The sequence below is a fragment of the Frigoribacterium sp. Leaf44 genome (assembly GCF_001421865.1).
Lineage (GTDB): Bacteria > Actinomycetota > Actinomycetes > Actinomycetales > Microbacteriaceae > Frigoribacterium.
Window position 1 is genome coordinate 362,980 of the sequence record NZ_LMLG01000006.1, and the last position, 21,224, is coordinate 384,203.

Annotated in this window: 24 protein-coding genes; 13 read left to right on the plus strand and 11 right to left on the minus strand. The window is 73.5% G+C overall.

Annotation, left to right across the window (positions count from 1 at the left end; genetic code table 11):
* The 3 genes from ASE87_RS10215 to ASE87_RS10225 all read left to right on the plus strand — a co-directional run.
* On the plus strand, positions 1–1,008 hold a 1,008-nt coding region (locus ASE87_RS10215), incomplete at its 5' end, for an FAD-dependent oxidoreductase (RefSeq protein WP_235472268.1).
* Entirely contained in the window at positions 1,005–1,766 is a 762-nt protein-coding gene (locus ASE87_RS10220) for an HAD family hydrolase (RefSeq protein WP_056228265.1), read from the plus strand. The genes ASE87_RS10215 and ASE87_RS10220, both read left to right, overlap by 4 nt.
* Entirely contained in the window at positions 1,763–2,962 is a 1,200-nt protein-coding gene (locus ASE87_RS10225) for an alcohol dehydrogenase catalytic domain-containing protein (RefSeq protein ID WP_235472269.1), read from the plus strand. The genes ASE87_RS10220 and ASE87_RS10225 overlap by 4 nt, the downstream gene beginning before the upstream one ends.
* A 98-nt stretch (positions 2,963–3,060) precedes the next feature.
* On the opposite strand, the gene ASE87_RS10230 is transcribed toward ASE87_RS10225, so the two are convergent.
* Positions 3,061–3,810, minus strand: coding sequence for a GntR family transcriptional regulator (locus tag ASE87_RS10230; protein WP_043594651.1), 750 nt, complete (start codon positions 3,808–3,810; stop codon positions 3,061–3,063).
* 184 nt (positions 3,811–3,994) lie between these two features.
* Between ASE87_RS10230 and ASE87_RS10235 the strand changes: the two genes are divergently transcribed.
* Genes ASE87_RS10235 through ASE87_RS10245 form a run of 3 tightly spaced genes read left to right on the plus strand, consistent with a single transcriptional unit; the run spans position 3,995 to position 6,110 of the window.
* Positions 3,995–4,924 (plus strand): helix-turn-helix transcriptional regulator, encoded by a 930-nt coding sequence (locus ASE87_RS10235; protein ID WP_082059918.1) that lies wholly within the window; start codon positions 3,995–3,997, stop codon positions 4,922–4,924.
* A complete protein-coding gene (locus tag ASE87_RS10240) occupies positions 4,921–5,145 on the plus strand; it encodes a hypothetical protein (RefSeq protein WP_043594653.1) in 225 nt (74 codons plus the stop codon). Before ASE87_RS10235 ends, ASE87_RS10240 begins: the two co-directional genes overlap by 4 nt.
* Positions 5,142–6,110 carry an aldo/keto reductase gene (locus ASE87_RS10245; RefSeq protein WP_043594655.1) on the plus strand — a complete coding sequence of 323 codons (969 nt, stop codon included), beginning with the start codon at positions 5,142–5,144 and terminating at the stop codon, positions 6,108–6,110. The genes ASE87_RS10240 and ASE87_RS10245 overlap by 4 nt, the downstream gene beginning before the upstream one ends.
* A gap of 10 nt (positions 6,111–6,120) precedes the next feature.
* On the opposite strand, the gene ASE87_RS10250 is transcribed toward ASE87_RS10245, so the two are convergent.
* The 4 genes from ASE87_RS10250 to ASE87_RS10265 are packed head-to-tail and all read right to left on the minus strand — an operon-like array spanning position 6,121 to position 9,564.
* The gene (locus tag ASE87_RS10250) at positions 6,121–7,314 is read right to left on the minus strand and encodes an ABC transporter permease (protein ID WP_056228268.1); all 1,194 of its coding nucleotides are present in this window, start codon (positions 7,312–7,314) and stop codon (positions 6,121–6,123) included.
* Positions 7,311–8,006 carry an ABC transporter ATP-binding protein gene (locus ASE87_RS10255; protein WP_056228271.1) on the minus strand — a complete coding sequence of 232 codons (696 nt, stop codon included), beginning with the start codon at positions 8,004–8,006 and terminating at the stop codon, positions 7,311–7,313. The genes ASE87_RS10250 and ASE87_RS10255 overlap by 4 nt, the downstream gene beginning before the upstream one ends.
* Positions 8,003–9,067, minus strand: coding sequence for a peptidoglycan-binding protein (locus ASE87_RS10260; protein WP_056228274.1), 1,065 nt, complete (start codon positions 9,065–9,067; stop codon positions 8,003–8,005). Before ASE87_RS10260 ends, ASE87_RS10255 begins: the two co-directional genes overlap by 4 nt.
* Positions 9,064–9,564, minus strand: coding sequence for a hypothetical protein (locus ASE87_RS10265; protein ID WP_056228276.1), 501 nt, complete (start codon positions 9,562–9,564; stop codon positions 9,064–9,066). The genes ASE87_RS10260 and ASE87_RS10265 overlap by 4 nt, the downstream gene beginning before the upstream one ends.
* Before the next feature lie 199 nt (positions 9,565–9,763).
* On the opposite strand from ASE87_RS10265, the gene ASE87_RS10270 reads away from it, so the two are divergent.
* The 3 genes from ASE87_RS10270 (at position 9,764) to ASE87_RS10280 (ending at position 12,822) form a co-directional block, all read left to right on the plus strand.
* Entirely contained in the window at positions 9,764–10,435 is a 672-nt protein-coding gene (locus ASE87_RS10270; protein ID WP_056228279.1) for a response regulator transcription factor, read from the plus strand.
* Complete coding sequence (locus ASE87_RS10275) at positions 10,432–11,754, plus strand: HAMP domain-containing sensor histidine kinase (protein WP_157489811.1); 1,323 nt, start codon at positions 10,432–10,434, stop codon at positions 11,752–11,754. Before ASE87_RS10270 ends, ASE87_RS10275 begins: the two co-directional genes overlap by 4 nt.
* A gap of 249 nt (positions 11,755–12,003) precedes the next feature.
* Positions 12,004–12,822, plus strand: coding sequence for a LuxR C-terminal-related transcriptional regulator (locus tag ASE87_RS10280; protein ID WP_157489813.1), 819 nt, complete (start codon positions 12,004–12,006; stop codon positions 12,820–12,822).
* A gap of 68 nt (positions 12,823–12,890) precedes the next feature.
* Here the strand turns inward: ASE87_RS10280 and ASE87_RS10285 are convergent, their stop codons facing one another.
* Positions 12,891–13,394 (minus strand): hypothetical protein, encoded by a 504-nt coding sequence (locus tag ASE87_RS10285; RefSeq protein ID WP_043594663.1) that lies wholly within the window; start codon positions 13,392–13,394, stop codon positions 12,891–12,893.
* Between the two features lie 372 nt (positions 13,395–13,766).
* Between ASE87_RS10285 and ASE87_RS10290 the strand changes: the two genes are divergently transcribed.
* From ASE87_RS10290 to ASE87_RS10300, 3 genes are read left to right on the plus strand one after another with little or no spacing between them, the layout of a single operon-like run.
* Positions 13,767–15,212, plus strand: coding sequence for a phosphatase PAP2 family protein (locus ASE87_RS10290; RefSeq protein WP_200925467.1), 1,446 nt, complete (start codon positions 13,767–13,769; stop codon positions 15,210–15,212).
* Between the two features lie 40 nt (positions 15,213–15,252).
* Entirely contained in the window at positions 15,253–15,606 is a 354-nt protein-coding gene (locus tag ASE87_RS10295; protein WP_056228288.1) for a helix-turn-helix transcriptional regulator, read from the plus strand.
* Positions 15,603–16,313 carry a cation diffusion facilitator family transporter gene (locus ASE87_RS10300; RefSeq protein WP_056228292.1) on the plus strand — a complete coding sequence of 237 codons (711 nt, stop codon included), beginning with the start codon at positions 15,603–15,605 and terminating at the stop codon, positions 16,311–16,313. Before ASE87_RS10295 ends, ASE87_RS10300 begins: the two co-directional genes overlap by 4 nt.
* A gap of 592 nt (positions 16,314–16,905) precedes the next feature.
* On the opposite strand, the gene ASE87_RS10305 is transcribed toward ASE87_RS10300, so the two are convergent.
* The 5 genes from ASE87_RS10305 to ASE87_RS10325 all read right to left on the minus strand — a co-directional run bounded on the left by ASE87_RS10305 (position 16,906) and on the right by ASE87_RS10325 (position 20,080).
* Positions 16,906–17,475, minus strand: coding sequence for a DUF2510 domain-containing protein (locus ASE87_RS10305; protein WP_056228295.1), 570 nt, complete (start codon positions 17,473–17,475; stop codon positions 16,906–16,908).
* A gap of 41 nt (positions 17,476–17,516) precedes the next feature.
* A complete protein-coding gene (locus ASE87_RS16360; protein ID WP_056228298.1) occupies positions 17,517–18,005 on the minus strand; it encodes a PIN domain-containing protein in 489 nt (162 codons plus the stop codon).
* The gene (locus tag ASE87_RS16365) at positions 18,002–18,187 is read right to left on the minus strand and encodes a hypothetical protein (RefSeq protein WP_137847541.1); all 186 of its coding nucleotides are present in this window, start codon (positions 18,185–18,187) and stop codon (positions 18,002–18,004) included. The genes ASE87_RS16360 and ASE87_RS16365 overlap by 4 nt, the downstream gene beginning before the upstream one ends.
* Before the next feature lie 202 nt (positions 18,188–18,389).
* Positions 18,390–18,989, minus strand: coding sequence for a TetR/AcrR family transcriptional regulator (locus tag ASE87_RS10320; RefSeq protein WP_043594668.1), 600 nt, complete (start codon positions 18,987–18,989; stop codon positions 18,390–18,392).
* A 65-nt stretch (positions 18,990–19,054) separates the two neighbouring features.
* Positions 19,055–20,080 carry an SDR family NAD(P)-dependent oxidoreductase gene (locus ASE87_RS10325; RefSeq protein ID WP_056228299.1) on the minus strand — a complete coding sequence of 342 codons (1,026 nt, stop codon included), beginning with the start codon at positions 20,078–20,080 and terminating at the stop codon, positions 19,055–19,057.
* Between the two features lie 178 nt (positions 20,081–20,258).
* Here ASE87_RS10325 and ASE87_RS10330 point away from each other — a divergent pair, with 178 nt between their 5' ends.
* Positions 20,259–21,134 carry an SDR family NAD(P)-dependent oxidoreductase gene (locus ASE87_RS10330; protein ID WP_043594672.1) on the plus strand — a complete coding sequence of 292 codons (876 nt, stop codon included), beginning with the start codon at positions 20,259–20,261 and terminating at the stop codon, positions 21,132–21,134.
* The last annotated feature ends 90 nt before the right edge of the window (positions 21,135–21,224 follow it).

The following is a 21,224-nucleotide window of genomic DNA, read 5'->3' on the forward strand; positions in this document are numbered from 1 at the left end:
TTCTGGCTGTCCCGGCGCGGCACGCTCGTCGCCGCCCGACACGTCGACGAGCTCGACCTGCTCGACGAGCTGGCCCTCGCCCGCACCGACCGCGTGCTGGGCGACCGGCCCGAGATCGAGCGGCTCGACGCGGCCGAGCTGTCGTCACTGGCCCCGGTCGCTCCCGGTGCGGTCGTCGGCGGCGCCCTGCTCCCGTACGACCTGCAGGTCGACCCGAGGGAGGCGGCCGACGCGATCCGCCGGCACCTCGAGACGCGAGGGGTGCGCTTCCTGACCCGCACCTCCGTGGGGTCGGTCTCGTCGGGACGCGTCGAGACGAGCCAGGGCCCGATCGACGCCGGGACGGTCGTCGTCGCGACCAACCACGACCTCGACCAGCTGCTGCCCGACCTCGCCGACCGACACGCCCTCGAGCGGTGCGGCCTCGACATGCTGCGGGTGCGGGCCGGCCTCGTCCGACCGCTCGTCGCCCCGCTGCTGACCGGCTGGTCGCTGATCCGCTACAGCGCCTTCGCCGACACGGGTGCGGCCGAGGCGGTGCGGTGCCGACTGCACGCCGAGCGCCCCGACCTCGCCGCGATGGACCTCAACCAGATGTACACGCAGCTGCCCGACGGGTCGGTGATCGTCGGCGACAGCCACCGGAAGGGCGCCGCGATCGCGCCGTTCCAGGACGAGCGGATCGCCGACGCCTTCCTCGACGAGTTCCGCGTGCTGTTCGGCGCCGAGCCGGTCGTCACCGAGCGGTGGCAGGGCGTCTACGCCTCGGGCCGGGACGAGTTCGTCGTCGACGAGGTCGCGCCCGGCGTGCTCGTCACGGTCGTCTCGACCGGCATCGGCATGACCACCGGGCTAGGGCTCGCCGAGCACGTCGTCGGGGCGCACCTCGACGGCGGGCGCGACCGGGCGCTCGACCCCGCCTCACCCACCTCGACCGTCACCTCGACCGTCTCTTCGCCCCTCACCTCGCCCCTCACCTCGCCCCTCACAGAGAGCCTCACCGCATGAGCACCACGACCGCCACCACCCCGTCCGGCACCCCCGCCCCCGAGGCCGTGACCCCGATCGAGCTCGTCGTGCTCGACATGGCCGGCACGACCGTCGTCGACGACGGCGTGGTCGAGCAGGCCTTCGCCCGCGTCGCCGACCGGGTCGACCTCGGCCCGACGCTGAGCCGCGACGAGGCCCTGACGTACGTCCGCGACACGATGGGCCGCTCGAAGATCGAGGTCTTCCGGCACCTCACCGGGGGCGACGAGGTGCTCGCGCAGCGGGCGAACGACGAGTTCGAGGTGGCCTACGGCGAGCTCGTCGACGAGTCGGGAGTCGAGCCGATCGAGGGCGCGGCCGACGTGATCGACGCCCTCCGCGCCTCCGGGGTGTCCGTCGTCCTCACCACGGGCTTCTCGCCCGTCACGCGCGACCGCCTGCTCGACGCCCTCGGCTGGACGGTCGACGCCGCCCTCTCTCCCGTCGACGCCGGCCGTGGACGCCCGGCGCCGGACCTCGTGCTGACCGCGCTGCTGCGCACCCGTGCGTCGTCGGTCGCCGCCGTCGCGGTCGTCGGCGACACCGTCAGCGACGTGCTCTCGGGGCGCTCCGCCGGGGCCGGCCTCGTCGTCGGCGTCACGACCGGCGCCCACACCCGCGAGCAGCTGCTCTCCGCGGGGGCCGACGTCGTGCTCGACAGCGTCCGCGACCTCGTCGGGCTGACGGCCTTCGCCGGGGTCGCGGCCGCCGGCGCGTCGACGACCGCGGTCGCGTGACCAGCGCCCTGCCGCGGACGGCAGTGCCGCCGCGGACGACGGACCAGGAGGCGCGGGCCGCCTCCCCGACGCCCGTCGCCTCGCCGGCCGCGCTGCCCCTCGACCCGGCCCCGACCGCCATGGTGTGGCTCGAACCCGGCCGTCCGCACGAGGCCGTCGCGGTGCCCTCGGTCGTGCTCGCGCCCGGCGACGCCCTCGTCGAGGTCGAGCTGGCGACGATCTGCGGCTCGGACGTGCACACCACCCGGGGCGACCGGGCCGCGCCCGCGCCGCTCGTGCTCGGCCACGAACAGGTCGGCCGCGTGGTCGCCCTCGGGCCGGGGGCGGTGGCCGTGGACGGGACGCCGCTCGCCGTCGGGCAGCGCGTCGTCTGGTCGTTGACCGTGTCGTGCGGTGACTGCGCGACCTGCCGACGCGACCTGCCGCAGAAGTGCGGGTCGGTGCGGAAGTACGGTCACGAGCGGCTCGTCACGGGGTGGGAACTCAGCGGCGGCTTCGCCACGCACGTGCACGTGCGGTCGGGCACGGCGATCGTCCCGGTCGAGCCCGACCTGCCTGCCGAGCTGTGGGCCCCGGTGTCGTGCGGCACGGCGACGGCCGTGGCGGCCCTCGACGCCGCCTCGGCGATCGTGCCCCTCGACGACGCCGTGGTGCTCGTCACGGGAGCCGGGCTGATCGGCCTCACGGCGACCGCGCTGGCCACCGACGCCGGGGCCCGGGTCGTCGTCGTCGACCCCGATCCCGCCCGCCGGCGGCTCGCCGTCCGCTTCGGCGCGGTCGCGACGGTCGACCCGACGGCTGCCCCCGACTCGGACGACGGCCTCAGCACCGCGTTCTCCGTCGCGGGTGGTGCCCCGCTCGTCGCCGTGGAGGCCTCGGGGTCGCCGCACGCCGTGGCCTCGGCGCTCGCCGCGCTGGGCGTCGGCGGCGTGGCCGTGCTGGTCGGCAGCGTCTTCCCCGCCCCGGCGGTGCCGCTCGACGCCGAGAGCGTCGTCCGACGTCTCGTGACCCTCCGCGGCGTGCACAACTACGCCCCGCGGCACCTCGTCGAGGCCGCCCGCTTCGTCGAGGAGCGGCACGCGGCCTGGCCGCTCGACGGGCTCGTGGGCGAGACGGTGGCCCTGCGTGACCTCGACGCCGGGATCGCGGCGGCTGCCGCGGGCGGGTCGGTGCGGGTGGGCGTCCGACCCGAGTGACCGGGCGCGGTGGCGGCCTGCGGGGGCCGCGCCGCGCCTCCTGCGTCCTCGGACGCGGACGCGGACGCGGACGCGGGAGGGGTGCGGGTCGGCGCCGCTCAGGGGCCGATCGCGCGGATGAAGTGGTCGCCCTCGCGGGCCCGGCCCGACGCCGAGACGGTGAAGCGGACGATGTCGCTGCGGTACCGGTCGTCCGAGGCCTCGAAGGTGCGGCCGTCGGGGCCGCGCGTGATGCGGTGCAGCCGCAGGATCGGCGTGCCGGGCTCGACCCCGAGCAGCTCGGCGTCGAGCTCGTCGGCGGCGACCGCGTCGATCTCGTGGTCGATGTCGGCGTAGCCGAAGCCCCGCGAGTCGAGGTACTCGGTGATCGACACCGTGTCGAGATCGACGTCGAACAGCACGCGGCCGACCTCCTCGATGAAGGTCAGGCGCTCGAGCATGGTCGGGCGGCCGTCGACGAGTCGCAGCCGGACGACGTCGACCACGAGGGCACCCGGCTCGATGCCGAGCGACCGGGCCTTGTCGTCGTCGGCACGGCGCAGCGACACCTCTTGTGTGCGGGCACCGGGCTCGCCGCCGACGTCGCGCACCCACTTGGTGAAGGGGATCGACACGTCGACCGGGTGGTGCGCCTTGCGCGCGACGACCCGCGCCGGGCGGCCGCGCCGGGTCTCGACCAGGCCCTCGGAGCGCAGGGCGGCGAGGGCGTTGCGGATCGGCCCGCGGGAGGTGCGCCACTGCTCGGCCAGCTCGCCCTCGCTCGGCACGTCGTCGCCGACCGCGAGGTCGCCGCTCAGGATGCGCCGCCGCAGGTCGTCGGCGATCTGCTCGTAGAGGGTCGAAGGCACGTGCGGATCTTACCGAGGGGTGTGGTCGGCCTGGGGCGGTCTTCGTGCGATGCTCCGTGTCGCCCTGCGTGATGACCAGCACCGTGGTCGGTACGGCGCTTGTCGGATGCTGTGGTGGTCATCACCGAGGGAGGCCCCACCAGGGCATCCCACCGCGACCCGCCCCTGTCGTAGCGTCGTGGGCATGGACACCGAGAGCGAGATCCGCGACTTCCTGACCAGCCGACGGGCGCGGGTGCGGCCCGAGCAGGTCGAGCTGCCGGGCGGGCCCGGACGCCGCGTGCCCGGACTGCGGCGGAGCGAGGTGGCACTGCTCGCGGGCGTCAGCGTCGAGTACTACACGCGGCTCGAACGCGGGCGCCTCGGCGGGGTGTCCGAGGTCGTGCTCGACTCGCTCGCCACCGCCCTGTTGCTCGACGACGCCGAACGCGAGCACCTGGCCGACCTCGCCCGCGCCGCGAACGAGTCGCCCGTGCGCGCCCGGCGGCGACGTCGTCCGCCCGAGACCGTCTCGCGCAGCATGCAGCTCGTGCTGGACGCCGTGACGGCCGGGCCCGCGTTCGTCCGCAACGGCCGAATGGACGTCCTGGCCGAGAACGCGCTCTTCCGTGCGCTCTACTCCGACCTCTACGCCCTCGACGAGCGGCCCGTGAACCTCGCCCGCTTCGTCTTCCTGCACCGCGAGCTCGCCGAGGCCTTCTACCCGTCGTGGTCGGTCGCCGCCGACATCAACGTCGCGATCCTGCGCACCGAGGCCGGCCGCGATCCGCACGACCGCGCCCTGCACGACCTCATCGGCGAACTGTCCACCCGCAGCGACGAGTTCCGGGTGCGCTGGGGCGCCCACGAGGTGCGCCACCACACGTCGGGCCAGAAGCGCTTCCACCACCCGGTCGTCGGTCAGCTCGACATGGTCTACGAGGCCATGGAGCCGATGGGTCGCCCGGGCCTGAACTTCCTCGTCTACAGCGCCGAGCCCGGATCGCCCACCGAGGAGCGCCTCCGCCTCCTCGCCAGCTGGGCGGCACCGCAGGCCGACCCGGCGGTCGTCCGCGCCGACGCGCCGGACCGACCCGACGTCCCGAGCGGACCGCGCGAGGCGGCCGGATCGTGAGCCGTCTCGCGATGTGGTGGCGCGCCTCCTGCGAGATCTCCGACCTCACGCGCGACCGAGAGCAGGAGGCGCGGGTGCTGGACGAGATGGCGGTGCGTCTCGAGCCGGGCCCCTGGGCGATCGCCGCGCTCTTCCACCGACGCGCGCCCGGCGCGACCGATGCCGCGCACCCCGCCATCGAGACCACATCACCCCCGAACGCCGAGGAGGCACGACCGTGAAGTACACCCGTCTGGGAACCACAGGCCTGCAGGTCAGCCGCATCGGCCTCGGCTGCATGAGCTACGGCGACCCCACTCGCGGCCTGCACTCGTGGACGCTCGACGAGGCGGCCTCGGCACCGTTCTTCCGCCAGGCCGTCGAGCTCGGGGTCACCTTCTGGGACACCGCGAACGTCTACCAGCAGGGCACCGGCGAGGAGTTCGTCGGCCGCGCGATGCGCGAGTACTCCCGCCGCGAGGACGTCGTGCTGGCGACCAAGGTCAGTGGTCGCATGCACGACGGCCCCGGCGGCTCGGGCCTGTCGCGCAAGGCGATCCTCGAGCAGGTCGACGCCTCGCTCACGCGACTCGGCACGGACCACGTCGACCTGTACCAGATCCACCGCTTCGACCCCGAGACCCCGGTGGAGGAGACGATGGAGGCGCTCCACGACCTGGTCAGGGCCGGCAAGGTCCGGTACACGGGCGCCTCGAGCATGTTCGCCTGGCAGTTCGCGAAGATGCAGACCGCCGCCGTGGTCAACGGCTGGACGCCGTTCTCGACCATGCAGGACCAGTACAACCTGCTGAAGCGCGAGGAGGAACGCGAGATGATCCCGCTCTGCGCCGACCTCGGCGTCGGGCTCGTGCCGTACTCGCCGCAGGGCAAGGGGCGGCTCACCCGACCGCGCGGGGCGACCACCGAGCGGTCCGCCGTCGACGAGGTCGCGAAGGCCTTCGACGTCGACGAGGACGGCCCGATCATCGACGCCGTCGAGCAGGTCGCCGCCGAGCACGGGGTGTCGATGGCCCAGGTCGCCGTGGCCTGGGTGCTGCGCAACCCCGTCGTCTCGGCCCCGATCGTCGGTGCGACGAAGCCGCACCACCTCGCCGACGCCGTCGCCGCCCTGGACGTCGAGCTGACCGACGACGACGTCCGCCGACTCGAGGAGCCCTACCGGCCGCAGGCACCGTTCTGGTGGTGAGGCGCCCGCCTCACGACTGCAGCGCCTCCGTCGGCGGGGTGCGTGCCGCTCGCACCGCGGGCCACAGCCCGGCCAGCGCCCCGATCACGAGCGTCGCGACGAGTCCGGCGACGAGCACCACCGGCGGGATCGACGGTGGCCACCCCCGCAGAGCGGCGAACACCGCGGTCACCGCCACGCCGAGCAGCACCCCGGCCACCCCGCCGAGCAGCGACAGGAACAGGGCCTCGGCCAAGAACTGCTGCCGGATGTGCGACCGCGTCGCCCCGAGCGCCCGCCGCAGCCCGATCTCGCGCCTCCGTTCGAGCACCGAGATCACCATCGTGTTCGCCACGCCGATGCCGCCGACCAGCAGCGCCACCCCTCCGAGTCCGACCAGCAGCCCGGTGAACGCCTGGTCCGCGGCCTGCTGCGCCGCCAGCGCGTCGGACGGCCGCGTCACCTCCACGTCGGACGGGCTCCGCGGCTGGATGGACCGCGCGAGCACGTCGCGCACCTGCGGCACCCGGGCGGGGTCGGCCCGCACGTAGACCGCGGTCGGGGGGACGGGCGAGCCGGCCAGCGCCTCCGCGGCCCGTTCGCCGATCAGCGCCGACGAGTCGATCTCGGGCGCCAGCGGCACCGGTTCGAGGATGCCCGCCACCACGTACTCGGTGCTGCCGACGATCACGTGCCGTCCCGGTTCGGTGACGCCCAACCGGTTCGCCGCCTCGGCGCCGAGCACGACCACGGGGTACCGCGCCATGCCGTCGGTCAGCCAGACGCCCTTCGCCACGCGGGCCTCGAGCACGTCCAGCAGCGTGGGTGACGCCGACCGCACCGTGATCCCGTTCGTGTTGCCCGCGGGCACCGCGCTGTTGCGGTACACGCCGACGTCGGCCACCGTGCCGGTCGTCGCGGCCGATCGCACCCCCTCGGTGTGCCCGGCCGACACCCCCGCCGTCAGGGGCAGGTCGACGGCCTCGCCGAAGAAGTCCTTCCCCTGGGAGGCCGAGAGCAGGTTCGTGCCGAGTTCGTCGAGGGTCGCCGCGAGCTTCGCCTGGCTCGACGTCGAGATGCCGACCACGGCGATCATGGCGGCGATGCCGATCGCGATGCCGAGCGCCGAGAGCACGGCCCTGGTGGGTCGGGACGCCAGCCCCGACACCCCCAGTCGCACGACGTCCGACCCGAGGAGGCGCGAGGGCGTCCCCGAGGCGCTCATGCGGTCACCCCCGCGAGGGTCGCGCTGTCGTGCACCAGGTGGCCGTCGCGGATCGTCACCCGCCGGGGCAACCGCTCGGCGAGCTCGACGTCGTGGGTGATGACGACGATCGTGGTGCCCTCGGCGTGCAGCTCGCCGAGCAGCGACACGATGCCCTCGCCGGCCTTCGTGTCGAGGTTGCCGGTGGGTTCGTCGGCCAGCAGCAGCGACGGGCGGTGCACGACGGCCCGCGCGATGGCGACGCGTTGCCGTTCACCGCCCGAGAGCTGGTTCGGCCGGTGGGTCAGGCGGTGCCCCAGTCCGACCCGCTCGAGGGCCTCCCGCGCTCGTGCTCGGCGCTGCCGGAGCGGCACGCCCGCGTAGAGCAGGCCGTTCGCGACGTTGTCGGTCGCGCTGACGCCCTCGCTGAGGTGGAACTGCTGGAAGACGAACCCGATGCGGTGCGCCCGCAGGGCCGACAGCTCACGGTCGTTCTGCTCGGCCACGTCGACGCCGTCGACGAGCACGGTGCCCGAGGTGGGGCGGTCGAGCGTGCCGAGGACGTTCAGCAGGGTCGACTTGCCCGATCCCGACGGGCCGACGATCACGACGAGCTCGCCGCGGTCTATCCGCAGCGACACCGACGACAACGCGGTCGTCGGGGGCCGGCCGTACTCGCGCGTGACGTCGTGCAGCTCGATCACGGCGCTCATGCGGGCACCACGACCTCGGCGCCGGCCCGGACGTCGCCGGTCACCTCGACCCGGTCGCCGGCGAACAGGCCGGCCTCGACCGGCACGGCCGTCGTCGTGCCGTCCGGCTGGAGCACCTCGACGACGAAGCCGTCGTCGACGGCCGCGCCCAGGGCGAGGACCGGCACGTGCAGCACGTCCTCCTTCACCTCCGAGACGAAGTCGACCTGCACCAACGCGTCGGTCAGGTCGCCGGCCGCCGCCGGATCGTCGAGCGACACCGTGACGGGGACCGTCGTCTTGCCCGTGGTCTCGTCGGCCACGGCCGCCCCCACGTCGGACACCCGCCCGGGAGCGGTGCCGTGACCGGGCAGCGCGACCGAGACGACCCCGTCGACGGCGGCCAGCGGCGACCCGACGGGCAGGTCGACCGAGACGACCTTGTCGTCGCGGGCCGTGTCGTACAGGTCGCCGCCCGAGGCGTCGCCGACGGCCGCCGTCAGCGTGCTGACCGTGAACGACCCCGTGACGAACTGCAGGGCACCCCGGGCGATCGACCCGGTGCGCTCCTGGCCGGTGTCCTTCTGCCAGGCCGAGACGGCGTTCGCGGTGCGCCGGTCGAAGGTGTCGTCCGGGGTGCCCGGGAAGTATCCCCAGGCCCTGAGGTTGTCCTCGAGCTGTCGCACGTCCGGGCCCTTCGCCATGCCCTGCTCGAACGCCCTCCACTGCGGCAGGGCGCCCTCGAACGCGGTGACCGGTTCGTCGTCGACCCGGAAGAGCTCGCTGCGTGCCGAGAGGGCGTCGCCGACCTTCGGCAGCGAGGTGATGGTGCCGGGTGCGGACCCTGCGATCTTGGGCCCGTCGAGGCGGCTGAGCCTGCCCGCCCGGGTCGTCGTGCCGGTCAGCGTGCCCTGTTCGACCACGGCCGTGGTGGGCCTCGTCGTCGTGTCCGCCGCGACCTCCGCGTCGGCGGCACGCGTCGTCCCGGGCGGTCCGACCATGAACACGGCGGTGACGGCGGCCCCGACCACGGCCATGCCGGCGACGGACGACCAGGCGACGGCTCGGCGCGACGGGCTCACCGGGTCACCGTCGTGGGCATGCTGCCGAACGCGCCGCACTCCTCGAGCACGCCCTCGGGGACGTCGTCCATCGTGTCCGTGCCGCCGGCTCCGTCGAGCTGGTCGGTCACGTCGTATCCCGCGTCACGGACGCACTCGGCGGACTCGCGCAGCATCGCGTCGAACTCGTCCTGGCTCTCCTTCTCGGACGCGGTCACGGGGCGCTCGCCGAGTTCGTCGGTCGTCGACTCCCGGCACGTCTCCGAGGCGGCCAGCAGGGCGTCCATGTCCAGACCGTCGCCCCGGGAGATCGCCATCCCGCCGCCGTCGCCCGAGGGGTCGCCGATGTCGACGCCCGCCTCGCGGAGGCAGCTCGCGTTCGCGAGATCCCACGCCTGGGCGTCGGCGGCGATCTGCGACTCGGACCCGGCGGGGTCGTCGGCGGCCGTCGAGCAGCCGGCGAGGGCGACGACGAGCAGGGGGAGTGCGGCGAAGAGGGTGCCACGGGTTCTGGGCATGAGAGGACTCCTGGTCTTTCACGGTCACGGGCCGCGGCCGACGGCCACGGCGTCGCCCTCGTCGGGCGACGGGTCCAGACCACCGCACGGCTCGTTGCCAGCCCGTAAACGGCGAGCTTTACGTTTCGGTGACATCCGACATGTCACCCTGGAGGAGGGCTTTCGCGTCCCGTCCGTCCCGACCCGAACAGGAGCCAGCGTGCGCGTACTCATCGCCGAGGACGAGGTCTACCTCGCCGAAGCCGTCCAGAGCGTGCTCGAGCGTCACGCGATGGCCGTCGACGTCGTGCACGACGGTGACGCCGCCCTCCGGGCGATCGCGGTGAACGACTACGACGTCGTCCTGCTCGACCGTGACCTGCCCGGCACGCACGGCGACGACGTCTGCGCCTCGGTGACCGCCGCCGGTGACGGCCCCGGCGTCCTGATGCTCACCGCGGCCGGGCGCACCCGCGACAAGGTCGACGGCTTCGAGCTCGGTGCCGACGACTACCTCGTCAAGCCGTTCGAGTTCCCCGAACTGATCGCCCGGCTGCGCTCCCTCGCCCGGCGCCCGCGTCAGGCCCGTCCACCCGTCACGGTCCGCGGCGATCTGCGCTACGACCCGTTCCGTCGCGAGGTGTACCGCGACGGCCGCTACGTGAAGCTGACGCGCAAAGAGTTCGCGGTGCTCGGCGTGCTGCTGGCGGCCGACGGGGGCGTGGTCAGCGCCGAGGGGCTGCTCGAGAAGGCCTGGGACGAGAACGCCGACCCGTTCACGAACTCGGTGCGGGTCACGATCTCGAACCTCCGGCGACGCCTGGGCGAGCCCTGGCTGATCCACACCGTCCCCGGCAGCGGCTACCGCATCGCCGCCGAGGCCGGCTCGTGACCGGCGGCGTCGACCCGGCGCCCACCAGGCCCAGGAGGCGCGGGCTGCGTCACCGGGGCAGCGCGCGTCTCCGGCTCACCGTCACCTTCAGTGCGGTGCTGACGGTCGTGGGCCTGTCGATCGTGGCCTCGGTCCTCCTCGTGATGCGCTTCGTGCCCGACTACCGCATCACCGCCCTGCGCACGTCGAGCGCCGAGCCGGGCGACCTCGCGTCGCCGACGGCCTCGTGGGCGCCCTCGGTCGACGCCGGCGTGGTCACCGGTGGGACGCCGCCCGCCGCCGAGGCGCTGCCCGTCCCCGAGGCGCTGCCCGTCCCCGAGACCGCCGAGTTGCGCCCGGCGGTCACCATCTCGGGCGAGAGCGACCTCCTGCGCGTGCTCCTGACGACGTCGTCGATCGTGTTCGTCGTCGCGCTGGTCGTCGGCGTCTGGCTGAGCTGGGTGGTCGCCGGGCGCCTCCTCCGGCCGGTCGAGCACCTCGCGACCGCGGCGCGCGAGGCCGAGCACGGCGCTGCGGGGTCGTTCCGGCGACGGCTCGCCACGACGGCGCCCGGGCGCCCCGACGACGAGTTCGGACGCCTCGCGTCGACGTTCGACGACATGCTCGACCGGCTCGACCGTTCGTACGAGGCCCAACGCCGCTTCGCCGCCAACGCGTCGCACGAGCTCCGCACGCCCCTCGCGACGACGCAGGCGATGCTCGACGCGGCCCTCGCGCTCGACCCGACAGGCGTCGGCGACGCGGTCGGCTCACCGCCGGCGGTGACGATCCGACGCCTGCGCGAGATGAACACCCGCAGCATCGCGACGGTCGAGGCGCTGCTCGCCCTGTCCGACGCGCAGTCCGGCGACGGCGTGGCCGCCGACCGGGTCGACCTCGTCGCCGTGGTCGACGAGGTCCTCGCCGCCACGGCGTCCGCCGCCGCCGAGGCGCGCGTCGAGGTGCGCCTCGCCTCCCGTCCTGCGCAGGTCACCGGAGACCGGGCCCTGCTCTCCGTGCTCGTCGGCAACCTCGTCCGCAACGGCATCGGCCACAACGTCCCCGGCGGCCGGCTCGACGTGACGGTCGGCACCGACGCCTCGGGGGCGGCGACCCTGCACGTGGCCAACGGCGGCGAGGTCATCGACCCGGCCGAGGTCACGCGCCTGACCGAGCCCTTCTACCGGGCGGCGGGCCGGATCGCCGGCTCCCACGGCCTCGGCCTGGCCCTGGTCGCGGCCGTCGCCGAGACGCACGGGGCGACGCTGACGCTCGACGCGCCTCCTTCGGGCGGGCTCGCCGTGCGCGTGGTGTTCGCCGCGCCCGCGGTCGTCCCCTGACCACGCGGGCCGACGAGGCGACCGCGTCCGCTCGGCACCTCCGGGGGACACCGGGGTCGGCCAGCCAGCCGACTGTGCGGCGGATCGGGCGCTCCTAGGCTCGGTGGTGGGCCCGTCAGGCCGGGCCGACCGGCCCGGGAGGCCGGCTCCACGACCGGGGGTGAGACGTTGATCGAGCAGGGTGGCGTCCCCGCGGACCGCCCGACGCCGACGGAGCGCCCGACGACGACGGAGCGCCCGACGACGATCATGCGTCCGGGTCAGCCCCTCGGGCTGAGGCTCGACGCCCGGCACGACGAGTTCAGCGACCTGCTGCTCGACTGCTCGCTCGAGGACGTCGGCGCGACCGGCCGGTCGTGGTTGCGCGACCGGTACGCCGAGATCGTGCCGATCGTGCTCGGTCCGGCCCTCGCCGCGGTCGAGCACGGTCGTCCGGTGTCGGCCTCGTGCCTCGACGAGCTGCGTGCCGTCGCCCGCCGCAGCGCGGCCTGCCCCGACGTCGACCTGGCCGTCGTCCTGCGGGGCGCCCTGCCCGCGCTGCGCATCTTCTCGCTCGTCATGCACTCGGCGTCGGGCGGGCAGGCCGGGGCGCTCGTCCTCGCGATGGCGCGCGCCTCGCAGGTCGCCCACGAACTCGGCACCTGCTGGGCCGAGGAGTGGGCGCGGCACCGACCCCGTCTCGTCGCCGCCCCGCCCGGCGCGGGACCAGGAGGCGCGGGCGACACCCGGCCACCCCTCGCGGCCCCGGGGCCCGACGTCGTGCTCGACCTCGTGGCCGACGCCCCCGACCTCGACGACGTCGAGCGGCAGATGCTCACGCTCACCGCCTACGGCCTCTCGAACGCCGAGATCGCCCGCGAGACGGCCTACAGCCGCCAGGCCGTGGCCTGGCACCTGGCCCGTCTCATGCGGACGTGGAGTGCCCCGAACCGGACGGCGCTCGTCTCGGTCGCGTTCGTCAAGGGCGTCATCCGGTCGCGCATCGTGCGGCGGGGGCGCCGTCGGGACGGCCAGGCGGCGGTCGAGGCGCCGAACCGACCCGCGCCTCCTGCCCTGCCGCCGGCCTGACGGCGCACGCGGAACCGCCCCGGCGTCCGGTGAGGACGTCGGGGCGGTTCCGCGGTGCCGCGGCGGGGTCAGCCGCCGTTGATGCTGATGACGTTGTCGGTCTTGACGTTGTTGCCGAGCACGCCCCAGTTCAGGTAGCCGCCGTCACCGTTGTTGGTGACCTTGCCGGGGCCGTCGAACCAGTAGATGACGTAGCTGCCGCCCTTGATGTCGATCGGCTGGGCGTCGACGATCGAGCCCTCGACGGCGATGTCCTGGTTCTTGTTCACGACCGCGACCGTGAGCCGGTCGGGGTTGCCGGCGTTGTAGTAGCCGACGTCCAGGGCGGCCAGCACGGCGCCCGACCGGTCGCCCTGGTCGTTGACGGCGGCGCTGATCGCGCTGACGATCGCCAGCGGGTCGAGGGTGACGCTGCCCGTGATCGGGCTGCCGGTGCTGGACTCCGGCGAGGCGGGGGCGGTGGTCGCCGCCTGTGCCGGGGCGGCGGCGAATCCGCTCAGCCCCGTGACGGCGACGCCGCTCACGGCGACGGCGGCGATGATCGTGGCGGTCTTCGACTTCAGCTTGCTCATGGTTCGTCCTCTTTCGTTGTCGTAGGAGTTCGAGTTGCGGTGCTTCGTGTTGTCGAGTGGAACTGCCTTGCGAGAACGATCCTGTGGCCGACGGCGGCACGATGCACGCGTTCGCCGTCGACGTTGGTCGGGTGACCAACGATGGGTCCGGGCGGCGCGTCACCGGTGTACGACGCCGACGACGGCCCAGGTCACCTGCGCGTCACCTGTCGTCCAGACGTGTGCCACTCCGCTTCCCTACCGTTCGGCGTGGCCCCACCGGGCCGCCGACGCAGGTCGGTGCACGCACCCACGAGAGGCACGATCATCACGACCACGACCCCCCGCCGCCCCCGACGCTCGGCCGACCGCCGACCCGTCCGCCGCGCTTCGGTGCTCGCCGCTAGCACGGGCCTGGGCGTGCTGCTCTCGGGCTTCGGAGCCCTCTCGGCCTCGGCGGCGACCCCCTTCGAGCCCGACCGGCTGAGCTACCCGTACACGTCGAACGCGACCTACGACTACGTGCCGATCATCGACCAGTTCACGACGCTGCGGGCCGAGCGCCCCGACATCATCGCGCTGAACGACGAGAAGACCGTCGCGATCAACCAGGGCGCCACCCCTGCCCGGGTCGACCGGGCGATCGTCGACCAGTACGCCGACATGTCCGTCTCGATGTCGGACGGCCTCGGCACCCGGCTCGGCGAGATCTACCGCACCGCCCGCGCCGCCGGCGAACTGCCGAAGACCTCCGCACTGCTCGCGAAGGACGGCGGGCTGGTCGGCTACTACTCGTCGTCGAACCCCGCCAAGGAGCACTTCGACTACGACCGCCCGTACATCCGGTTCCCCGAGCGACTCACCTACCGCGACAAGCCGGGTGGCGACGCCTGGGCCTCGACCTCGGGCGCGTACCCGAGCGGCCACACCTCGCAGGCCTACTGGCAGGGCACCTCGCTCGCCACGATGCTGCCCGAGCTCGCCCCGCAGATCCTGGCCCGCACCTCCGAGGCCGGCGACAACCGCGTCGTCATGGCCGCGCACTATCCGCTCGACGTCATGAGTGGTCGCATGATGGGCCAGGAGATCGTCGAGCGCCGCTGGGCCGACCCCGAGTTCCGCGTGCTGTTCGAGGAGGCGGGCGCCGAGCTGCGCGACGTCCTCGAGACCGGATGCGGCGGCTCCTTGGACGTCTGCATCGCCGCCGACACCCCCTACCTCTCGGACCAGGAGGCGCTGGCCGTCTACCAGGACCGCATGAGTTACGACTTCCCCCTCGTCGGCACGGCCGGGCAGGCCATGACCGTCCCCGCCGGCGCCGAGTCGTTGCTGATCTCGAGCCGCCCGACCCTGACCGACGACCAGCGTCGCCAGGTCCTCGCCCTCACCGCCATCGACTCGGGCCGTCCGCTCGACGAGGGCACCGCCGGCAGCTGGCAGCGCCTCGACCTCGCAGCCGCCATGTCGGTGCCGATCACCGTCGCGGCGGACGGCACGGTGTCGCTCGCCGCCGCACCGGTCGACCCCGCACCGGTCGACCCCGCACCGGTCGACCCCGCACCCGTCGACCCGGCACCCGCCGGCCCGGGCGCGACGGTGCCCGTCGTGCCGGCACAGCCCGTCGCCGGAGGCGCGGTGCAGCAGCACGCGCCCGGCACGATCACCGCGGCCGACGCGGCGACCCGTGACGCCGCCGCCCGTGACGCGGCTGCTCGCGCCGACCTGGCCTACACCGGCTCCGACCACGTGGTCGGCATCGTCGCCGCGGCACTGGGGTTGCTCGCCGCGGGCGTCGGCCTGGTCGTCCTCCGTCGACGTCGGGCCGCGCGCCGACCGTAGGCCTCGACGACAGGTCAGCATGCGCTGTACAGTTCAGCGCATGCTGACCATCGCCCCGCGCCTCGACGCGATGAGCCGGCTGGGGCGCGCGTTGAGCGACCTGACCCGCTCGCGCCTCCTGCTCGAACTGCTCGACGCGCCGGGGTACCCGGCCCGGTTGGCCGAGACGCTCGACCTGACCCGGTCGAACGTGTCGAACCACCTCGCCTGCCTGCGCGGCTGCGGCATCGTCGTCGCCACCTCCGAGGGTCGTCGCACGCGGTACGAGATCGCCGACCCGCACCTGACGGCGGCCCTGCGCGCCCTGGTCGACGTCGTGCTCGCCGTCGACGACGGGGTCGGCTGCACCGACGAGGCCTGCGACGTGCCGCTCTGCTGCGGGCCCGGCGCATGAGCCTGCCGATCGGGCCCGGCGTCGTCGCGGGGCGCGTCCCCGGGGCCTCCGCCCTCACCGCCGCCCGCCGCCTCGTCCTGCAACGACGCATCCGCTGGATCGTCGCCGCCACCATCGCCTACAACGTCGTCGAGGCGGTCGTCGCGCTCGCCGCGGGCACCGTCGCGTCGTCGACGGCCCTGATCGGGTTCGGCCTCGACTCGATCGTCGAGGTGCTCTCGGCCGTCGCGGTCGCCTGGCAGTTCTCGGCCCCCGACCCCGAAAAGCGGGAGCGCACGGCCCTGCGCGTCATCGCCGTCGCCTTCTTCGCGCTCGCCGCCTACGTCGGGGTCGACGCCGTGCTCGCCCTGACCGGCCTGCGCGAGCCCGAGCACAGCGGCGTCGGCATCGTGCTGGCCGCCGTGAGCCTCGCGATCATGCCGTTCCTCAGCCTGCTCGAACGCCGCACGGGCCGAGAGCTCGGGTCGGCCTCGGCCGTCGCCGACTCGAAGCAGACGCTGATCTGCAGTTACCTGTCGGCCGCCGTGCTGCTCGGTCTCGTCCTCAACCTCGCCTTCGGCTGGGCCTGGGCCGATCCGGTCGCCGGTCTCGTGATCGTCGTGTTCGCCGTGCGCGAGGGTCTCGAGGCCTGGCGCGGCGACGCCTGCGCCGTGCCCGTCTCGGCGCTCACGGGCGAGCGCGACGTCGAGGCCTGCGACTGCTGCTGACGCTCGCCGCCCGCCCGCGACGAGGGAGTCGATCCGGGCACCACGTCGGAGAACGCGGTCAGTGCGCTCGACTCTTCCTCGGGGGCTCATCTCGCCTGGCCATCCTGACCGCCGGCACGCCCACGTTCTTCGTCGACGGCGAGCTGGTCGAGCTGACCTCGCTAGACAGTCTCTCGACCGCGATCGAGGAGGCCCTGGCGCGCCGCGACGGATGAAGTCGACGAGGCCGCGCCGGGCGGACTGCGACGGGCCGCGGTCGGCCCGTGCTCTCACTGGTGCGCGATCGAGTGCGTGTGTCAAACTCGAGCCGTCGGGCTATCGCGGTAGCTGCGAAAGTGAACCCTGGGAGATCTCGCACGGCGAGGCCCAGGGTATTGCGCTCAACCTGGCGCCGCTTCGCAGAACGTGATCGACGCCCGGATGGGTCCAGGACAGTCGCATCGCCGACCCCCGCGACGAGGGAGCCGATCCGGGCACCACGTCAGAGAACGAGGTGAGTGCGCTCGACCCTTCCTCGGGGCACAACTCGTCCGATCATCTTGCGCGATCGAGGAGGCCTAGGTCAGGCCGGTCGCGGACAGTGCTGCTCTCTTCAGGGCAGCATGCCCTGCGCGGTCGCGTCTAGGCATACGGGCGTGCTTTCGTTGTCGAAGCAAACGGTTCGAATAGCCGATGGTACGTCGGAGTCGGTCACGGTGTACTGCCCGAGCGCGTCGGGGTAGCGCTTGAGGCCTGATGCCCACTCGTCGACGCCCACGCAGTCGCGGACGGTGCGGTCGAATTCGATGTCATTGACCTCGTCAAGCGGAACGGCCGCGGCGGCCTCGAACGCTGACACGCACGCCGACCCCGGCGCGGCTACTGCGCTGGTCTCAGACGGCACATTGTCGCGACCATCGAGATAGGCCAGGCCCAGGGAGGTGCCCAGGAGTATCACTGCCGTCCCCACGAAGACCGGGATGAAGCCCCGGAACAGACTTTTCTCCCTGGGTGCCCGCCTCACGGCCGGCGCCGGTGCGTGGGGCGCCGCTTTTGCGCGCTGCGCCTCAGGCTTTGCAAACGGGGTGACGCGGGTCTGGCCCGTCCACTTCTGGCCGTCCCAGTACCGCTCTACCCATTCGTCGCGATGATCAGGCAGCCACCCCGCTGGCATGTTCTCCATGCGGTCAGTCTGCTCCAGCTCAACAGGTACGCGTGAACTGCTCAGAGGCTGCCCTGGGCCACCACCCACTGCTGCCGGAGACCGGGGTAGGCGCGGGCGATGTGGGTGAAATCCCGGTCGTAGTGCACGACGGTGGCCTGGTTCACGACTGCGTAGGCGGCGATGAGGACGTCGACGGCGCCCGCTGCCCGGCCCATGTGAGCGGCGAAGAGAGCGGATCGGATGGCCGCCACGTCTCGCACCTCCGGATGCACCCGGCAGTCCGAGAAGGCAGCAGCCAGCGTCAGGACGATCGCGGAGTGGTCCTCGAGGCTTCGGGCGCTGAAGCCGTATTCGGCCGCGACAGGCGGGCAGATGAGGATGTCGTCCGGCGCGGTCGTCCGGATGATCGCCTCGATCGCTGCACGAACCGCCGGCTCGGTGGCGACCCGCTGCCACGCCGAGTTGTCGATGATGACGCGGGGCCGCCGCACCTCCACCTCGTGCTCGTCGGGCTCGGCGAGGTGGAGCCCCGGACGGCCGGTGCTCACGCGTCGATCGTCCCCGGGCCTGCTGGCTGCGGATCGACGTCGACCTCGATCCCGCTCAACGTGGCCAAGGCCTCGAGCTGCACCTGCCGCTTCACGATGTCGCCGAGTGCCTGGTTGATTGCGTCCTTCGTCGTCCTCACGCCGAGGATGCCCTTCGCGGCTGCCAACAGCTCGGTGTCCACGTCCACGCTCGTCATCGCCATGGTGACCTCCATATGCTCGAGCCTCCGAGTTTATATGTCTCCGGCTTTCGGTGCCAGTCGCATCGATCATGCGACGACGCTTTCGCGACTCGACGCGGCGGAGCCGTCTCTCCACAGGCCGCCGCTCCGCGGCCCGCTCGGTGCGTGTCCGTGGAGGAGGCGACGGGCGGTCGGCGACGTGTCAGGCCGGGCGCACCGCGACGCCGTCGAACAGCAGCTCGACGGTGGCCTCGAGCGCGGCCGGCCCGGGGTCGCGGCGCGTCACGACGTGCAGCAGCACGGTGCCGATCAGCGACTCGACGAGGGCCTCGAGAGGGGCGCCGTCCCGGATCTGCCGCGCGCGCCTCCCGGACTCGAGGCGGGCGAGCAGCGCCGCCCGCGTGACCGAGGTGACGCGCTCCTCGTAGTGCTCGGCGACGGCGGCGTCCTCGGCCGTCGCCGCGATCGACGCGCGGATCAGCCCGCCCGCCGCGGGCGAGGCAAAGGTCGAGAAGGAGGCGCGGAGCCAGTCGAGCACGTCCCGACGCACGTCGCCCGTGTCGGCCACCTCGAGGTGGGGCAGCAGATGTCCCGTGAGCATGCCCTCGGCCACCAGCGCCGCCTTCGCCGGGTACCAGCGGTAGATCGTCGCCTTGCCGACCCCCGCCGCCGCCGCGATGCGGTCGAGCGAGAGCTTGTCGTAGCCGCGCTCGGCCAGCTCGTCGCGGGTCGCGTCGAGGATCGCCAGGCGGGCCGCCTCGCTGCGGGCGCGGCCGGGGCGGGCGGTGCGTGCGGTGGTCACCGGTCCATCCTCGTGCACGTCCCGCCCTCCCTCGCCCGTCTCGCCGGACGCTCGTGGCTCCGGCCCTACTGGACCGACCAGCCGCCGTCGCTCGCCAGGATCGCGCCGTTCACGTTCACCGCGTCGTCGCTCAGCAGGAAGGTGATCGACGCCGCGAGCTCCTCGGCCGTCGCGATCGTCGGGATCGCCGCCTGGAACGGACGCAGCCGCGCCGATCCCGCCTCGGACACGTTCGCGGGGAAGGGGATGCCCGTCGCGACGCCGCCGGGTGCCACCGCGTTCACCCGGATGCCCTGCTGTGCGTACATGAAGGCCGCCGACTTGGTCAGGCCGACGACGCCGTGCTTCGACACCGTGTAGGCGTTGCCCGACGCGTTGCCGCGCAGGCCCGCCTCCGAGGCCACGTTGACGACCGAGCCGCGCCCGGCCCCGAGCATCACGGGGATCACGGCGCGCGACAGCTTGAACCCGCCGGTCAGGTTGATGCCGATGACGCGGTCCCACATCGCGTCGCTCGTCTCGTGCAGGGGAGAGAAGTCGTCGTTGATGCCCGCGATGTTGGCCAGGGCGTCGATGCGGTCGCCGGCGGCCGCGACGATCGCATCGATGTCGTCCTGCTTCGTGATGTCGCCGGCCACGGTGACCACGTCGGCGTCGGGCAGGGAGTCGACCAGCGCCTCCAGCTTGTCGGCGAAGAGGTCGACGGCGACGACGCGGCCGCCCTCGCGGGCCACGCGGGACGCGGTCGCGCGGCCGATGCCGGACGCCGCACCCGTGACGATCACCGTCTTGCCGGCGAAGCGGCCGGGGGTCACCGTCTCGCGCCACGGGCCGTCGGCGTCGGCCGTCTCGTCGGGCACGACGCCGTCGTTCACCTGCAGCACGAGAGCGTCGACCAGCTCCTGCGGCACCTGTCCCTGGCTCATCGCGACCAGCTGCTGCAGCGGCAGACCGCGGACCGGGGCGAGCGCGCTCTCGTCGAACGCGCCTCCCTGCCCGAGTGCGGCACGGATCGCGGGCCCGCCCTCGGGGTGGTCGAGCCAGGTGCCGATGGTGCTGGAGCCGGTCAGGGGAACGGTGGCGTCGGACATGTCGTCTCTTCTCTGAGGAGGGGCGGGTCGGGTCGGGCGCGGGAGCGGCACCCTGATTCGAAACAGATTGTCTCGCATCGCGACGGTACCGCGGGCGGAGGCCCGCGTGGCTGAGCGCCTGCCGAGAGAACGCCGACCGCCGACCCACCCCCGCCGCATCCCGCCTAGCGTCCGATGCATGACCGTCACCCTGCCTCCCGCCGCCCGCCTCGACGACCGGACCGTGGTCGTCACCGGAGCCAGCTCGGGCATCGGCCGCGCCGCCGCCCGCGAGCTCGCCCGCCGTGGTGCCACCGTCGCCGTGGTCGGTCGCAACCCCGACCGCACCCGCACGGTCGCCCACGAGATCGGTGGCACCGCCTACCTCGCCGACTTCTCCGACCTGTCGACCGTCCGCGAGCTGGCCGACCAGCTGCTCGCCGAGAACCCCCGCATCCACGTGCTCGCCAACAACGCCGGCGCCACGATCCCCGAGCGCGCGCTCACGGTCGACGGACACGAGACCACGTTCCAGGGCAACCACCTCGCCCCCTTCCTGTTGACCGCGTTGCTGACGCCGCGCCTCCTCGAGACGGCGAAGGAGGCGCCGGCCGGGTCGGTCCGCATCGTCCAGACCTCGAGTGCCGGCAACCTCTTCGGCAAGGTCGACCTGGACGACCTCGACAACGCACGGGGTGCGTGGGCCGGCGGCTTCCGCGCCTACGGCACCTCGAAGCTGCTCAACGTGCTGTTCACCCGTGAGCTCGCCCGCCGCCTGCCCCGCGCCGGCGGCGGGGTCGACGCGTTCGCGTTCCACCCCGGGTTCGTCGCCTCGGGCTTCGGTGGCGACGGCGCCTTCATGACCGCGGCCAAGCGCCTCGCGGTCTCGACGGAGGACGGCGCCGAGCCGCTGATCCGCCTCGCGGGTGCCACGACCGTGCCGGCACCGAGCGGCAACTACTTCGACCGCCTCAAGGCACCCGGCCGCGTGGCCCGTCAGGCGGCCGACGCCGACCTCGCCCGCCGCCTCTGGGAGGAGAGCGCCCGCCTGCTCGACCTCGACGAGACGATCTGACCCGGCCCGGCCCGGTCCCTGGGCCCGGCCCGGCCCGCCCCGCCGGGGCGACCGGCCTCGGCGGGCCGTCGAGTGGGCAGAAGACGTCCT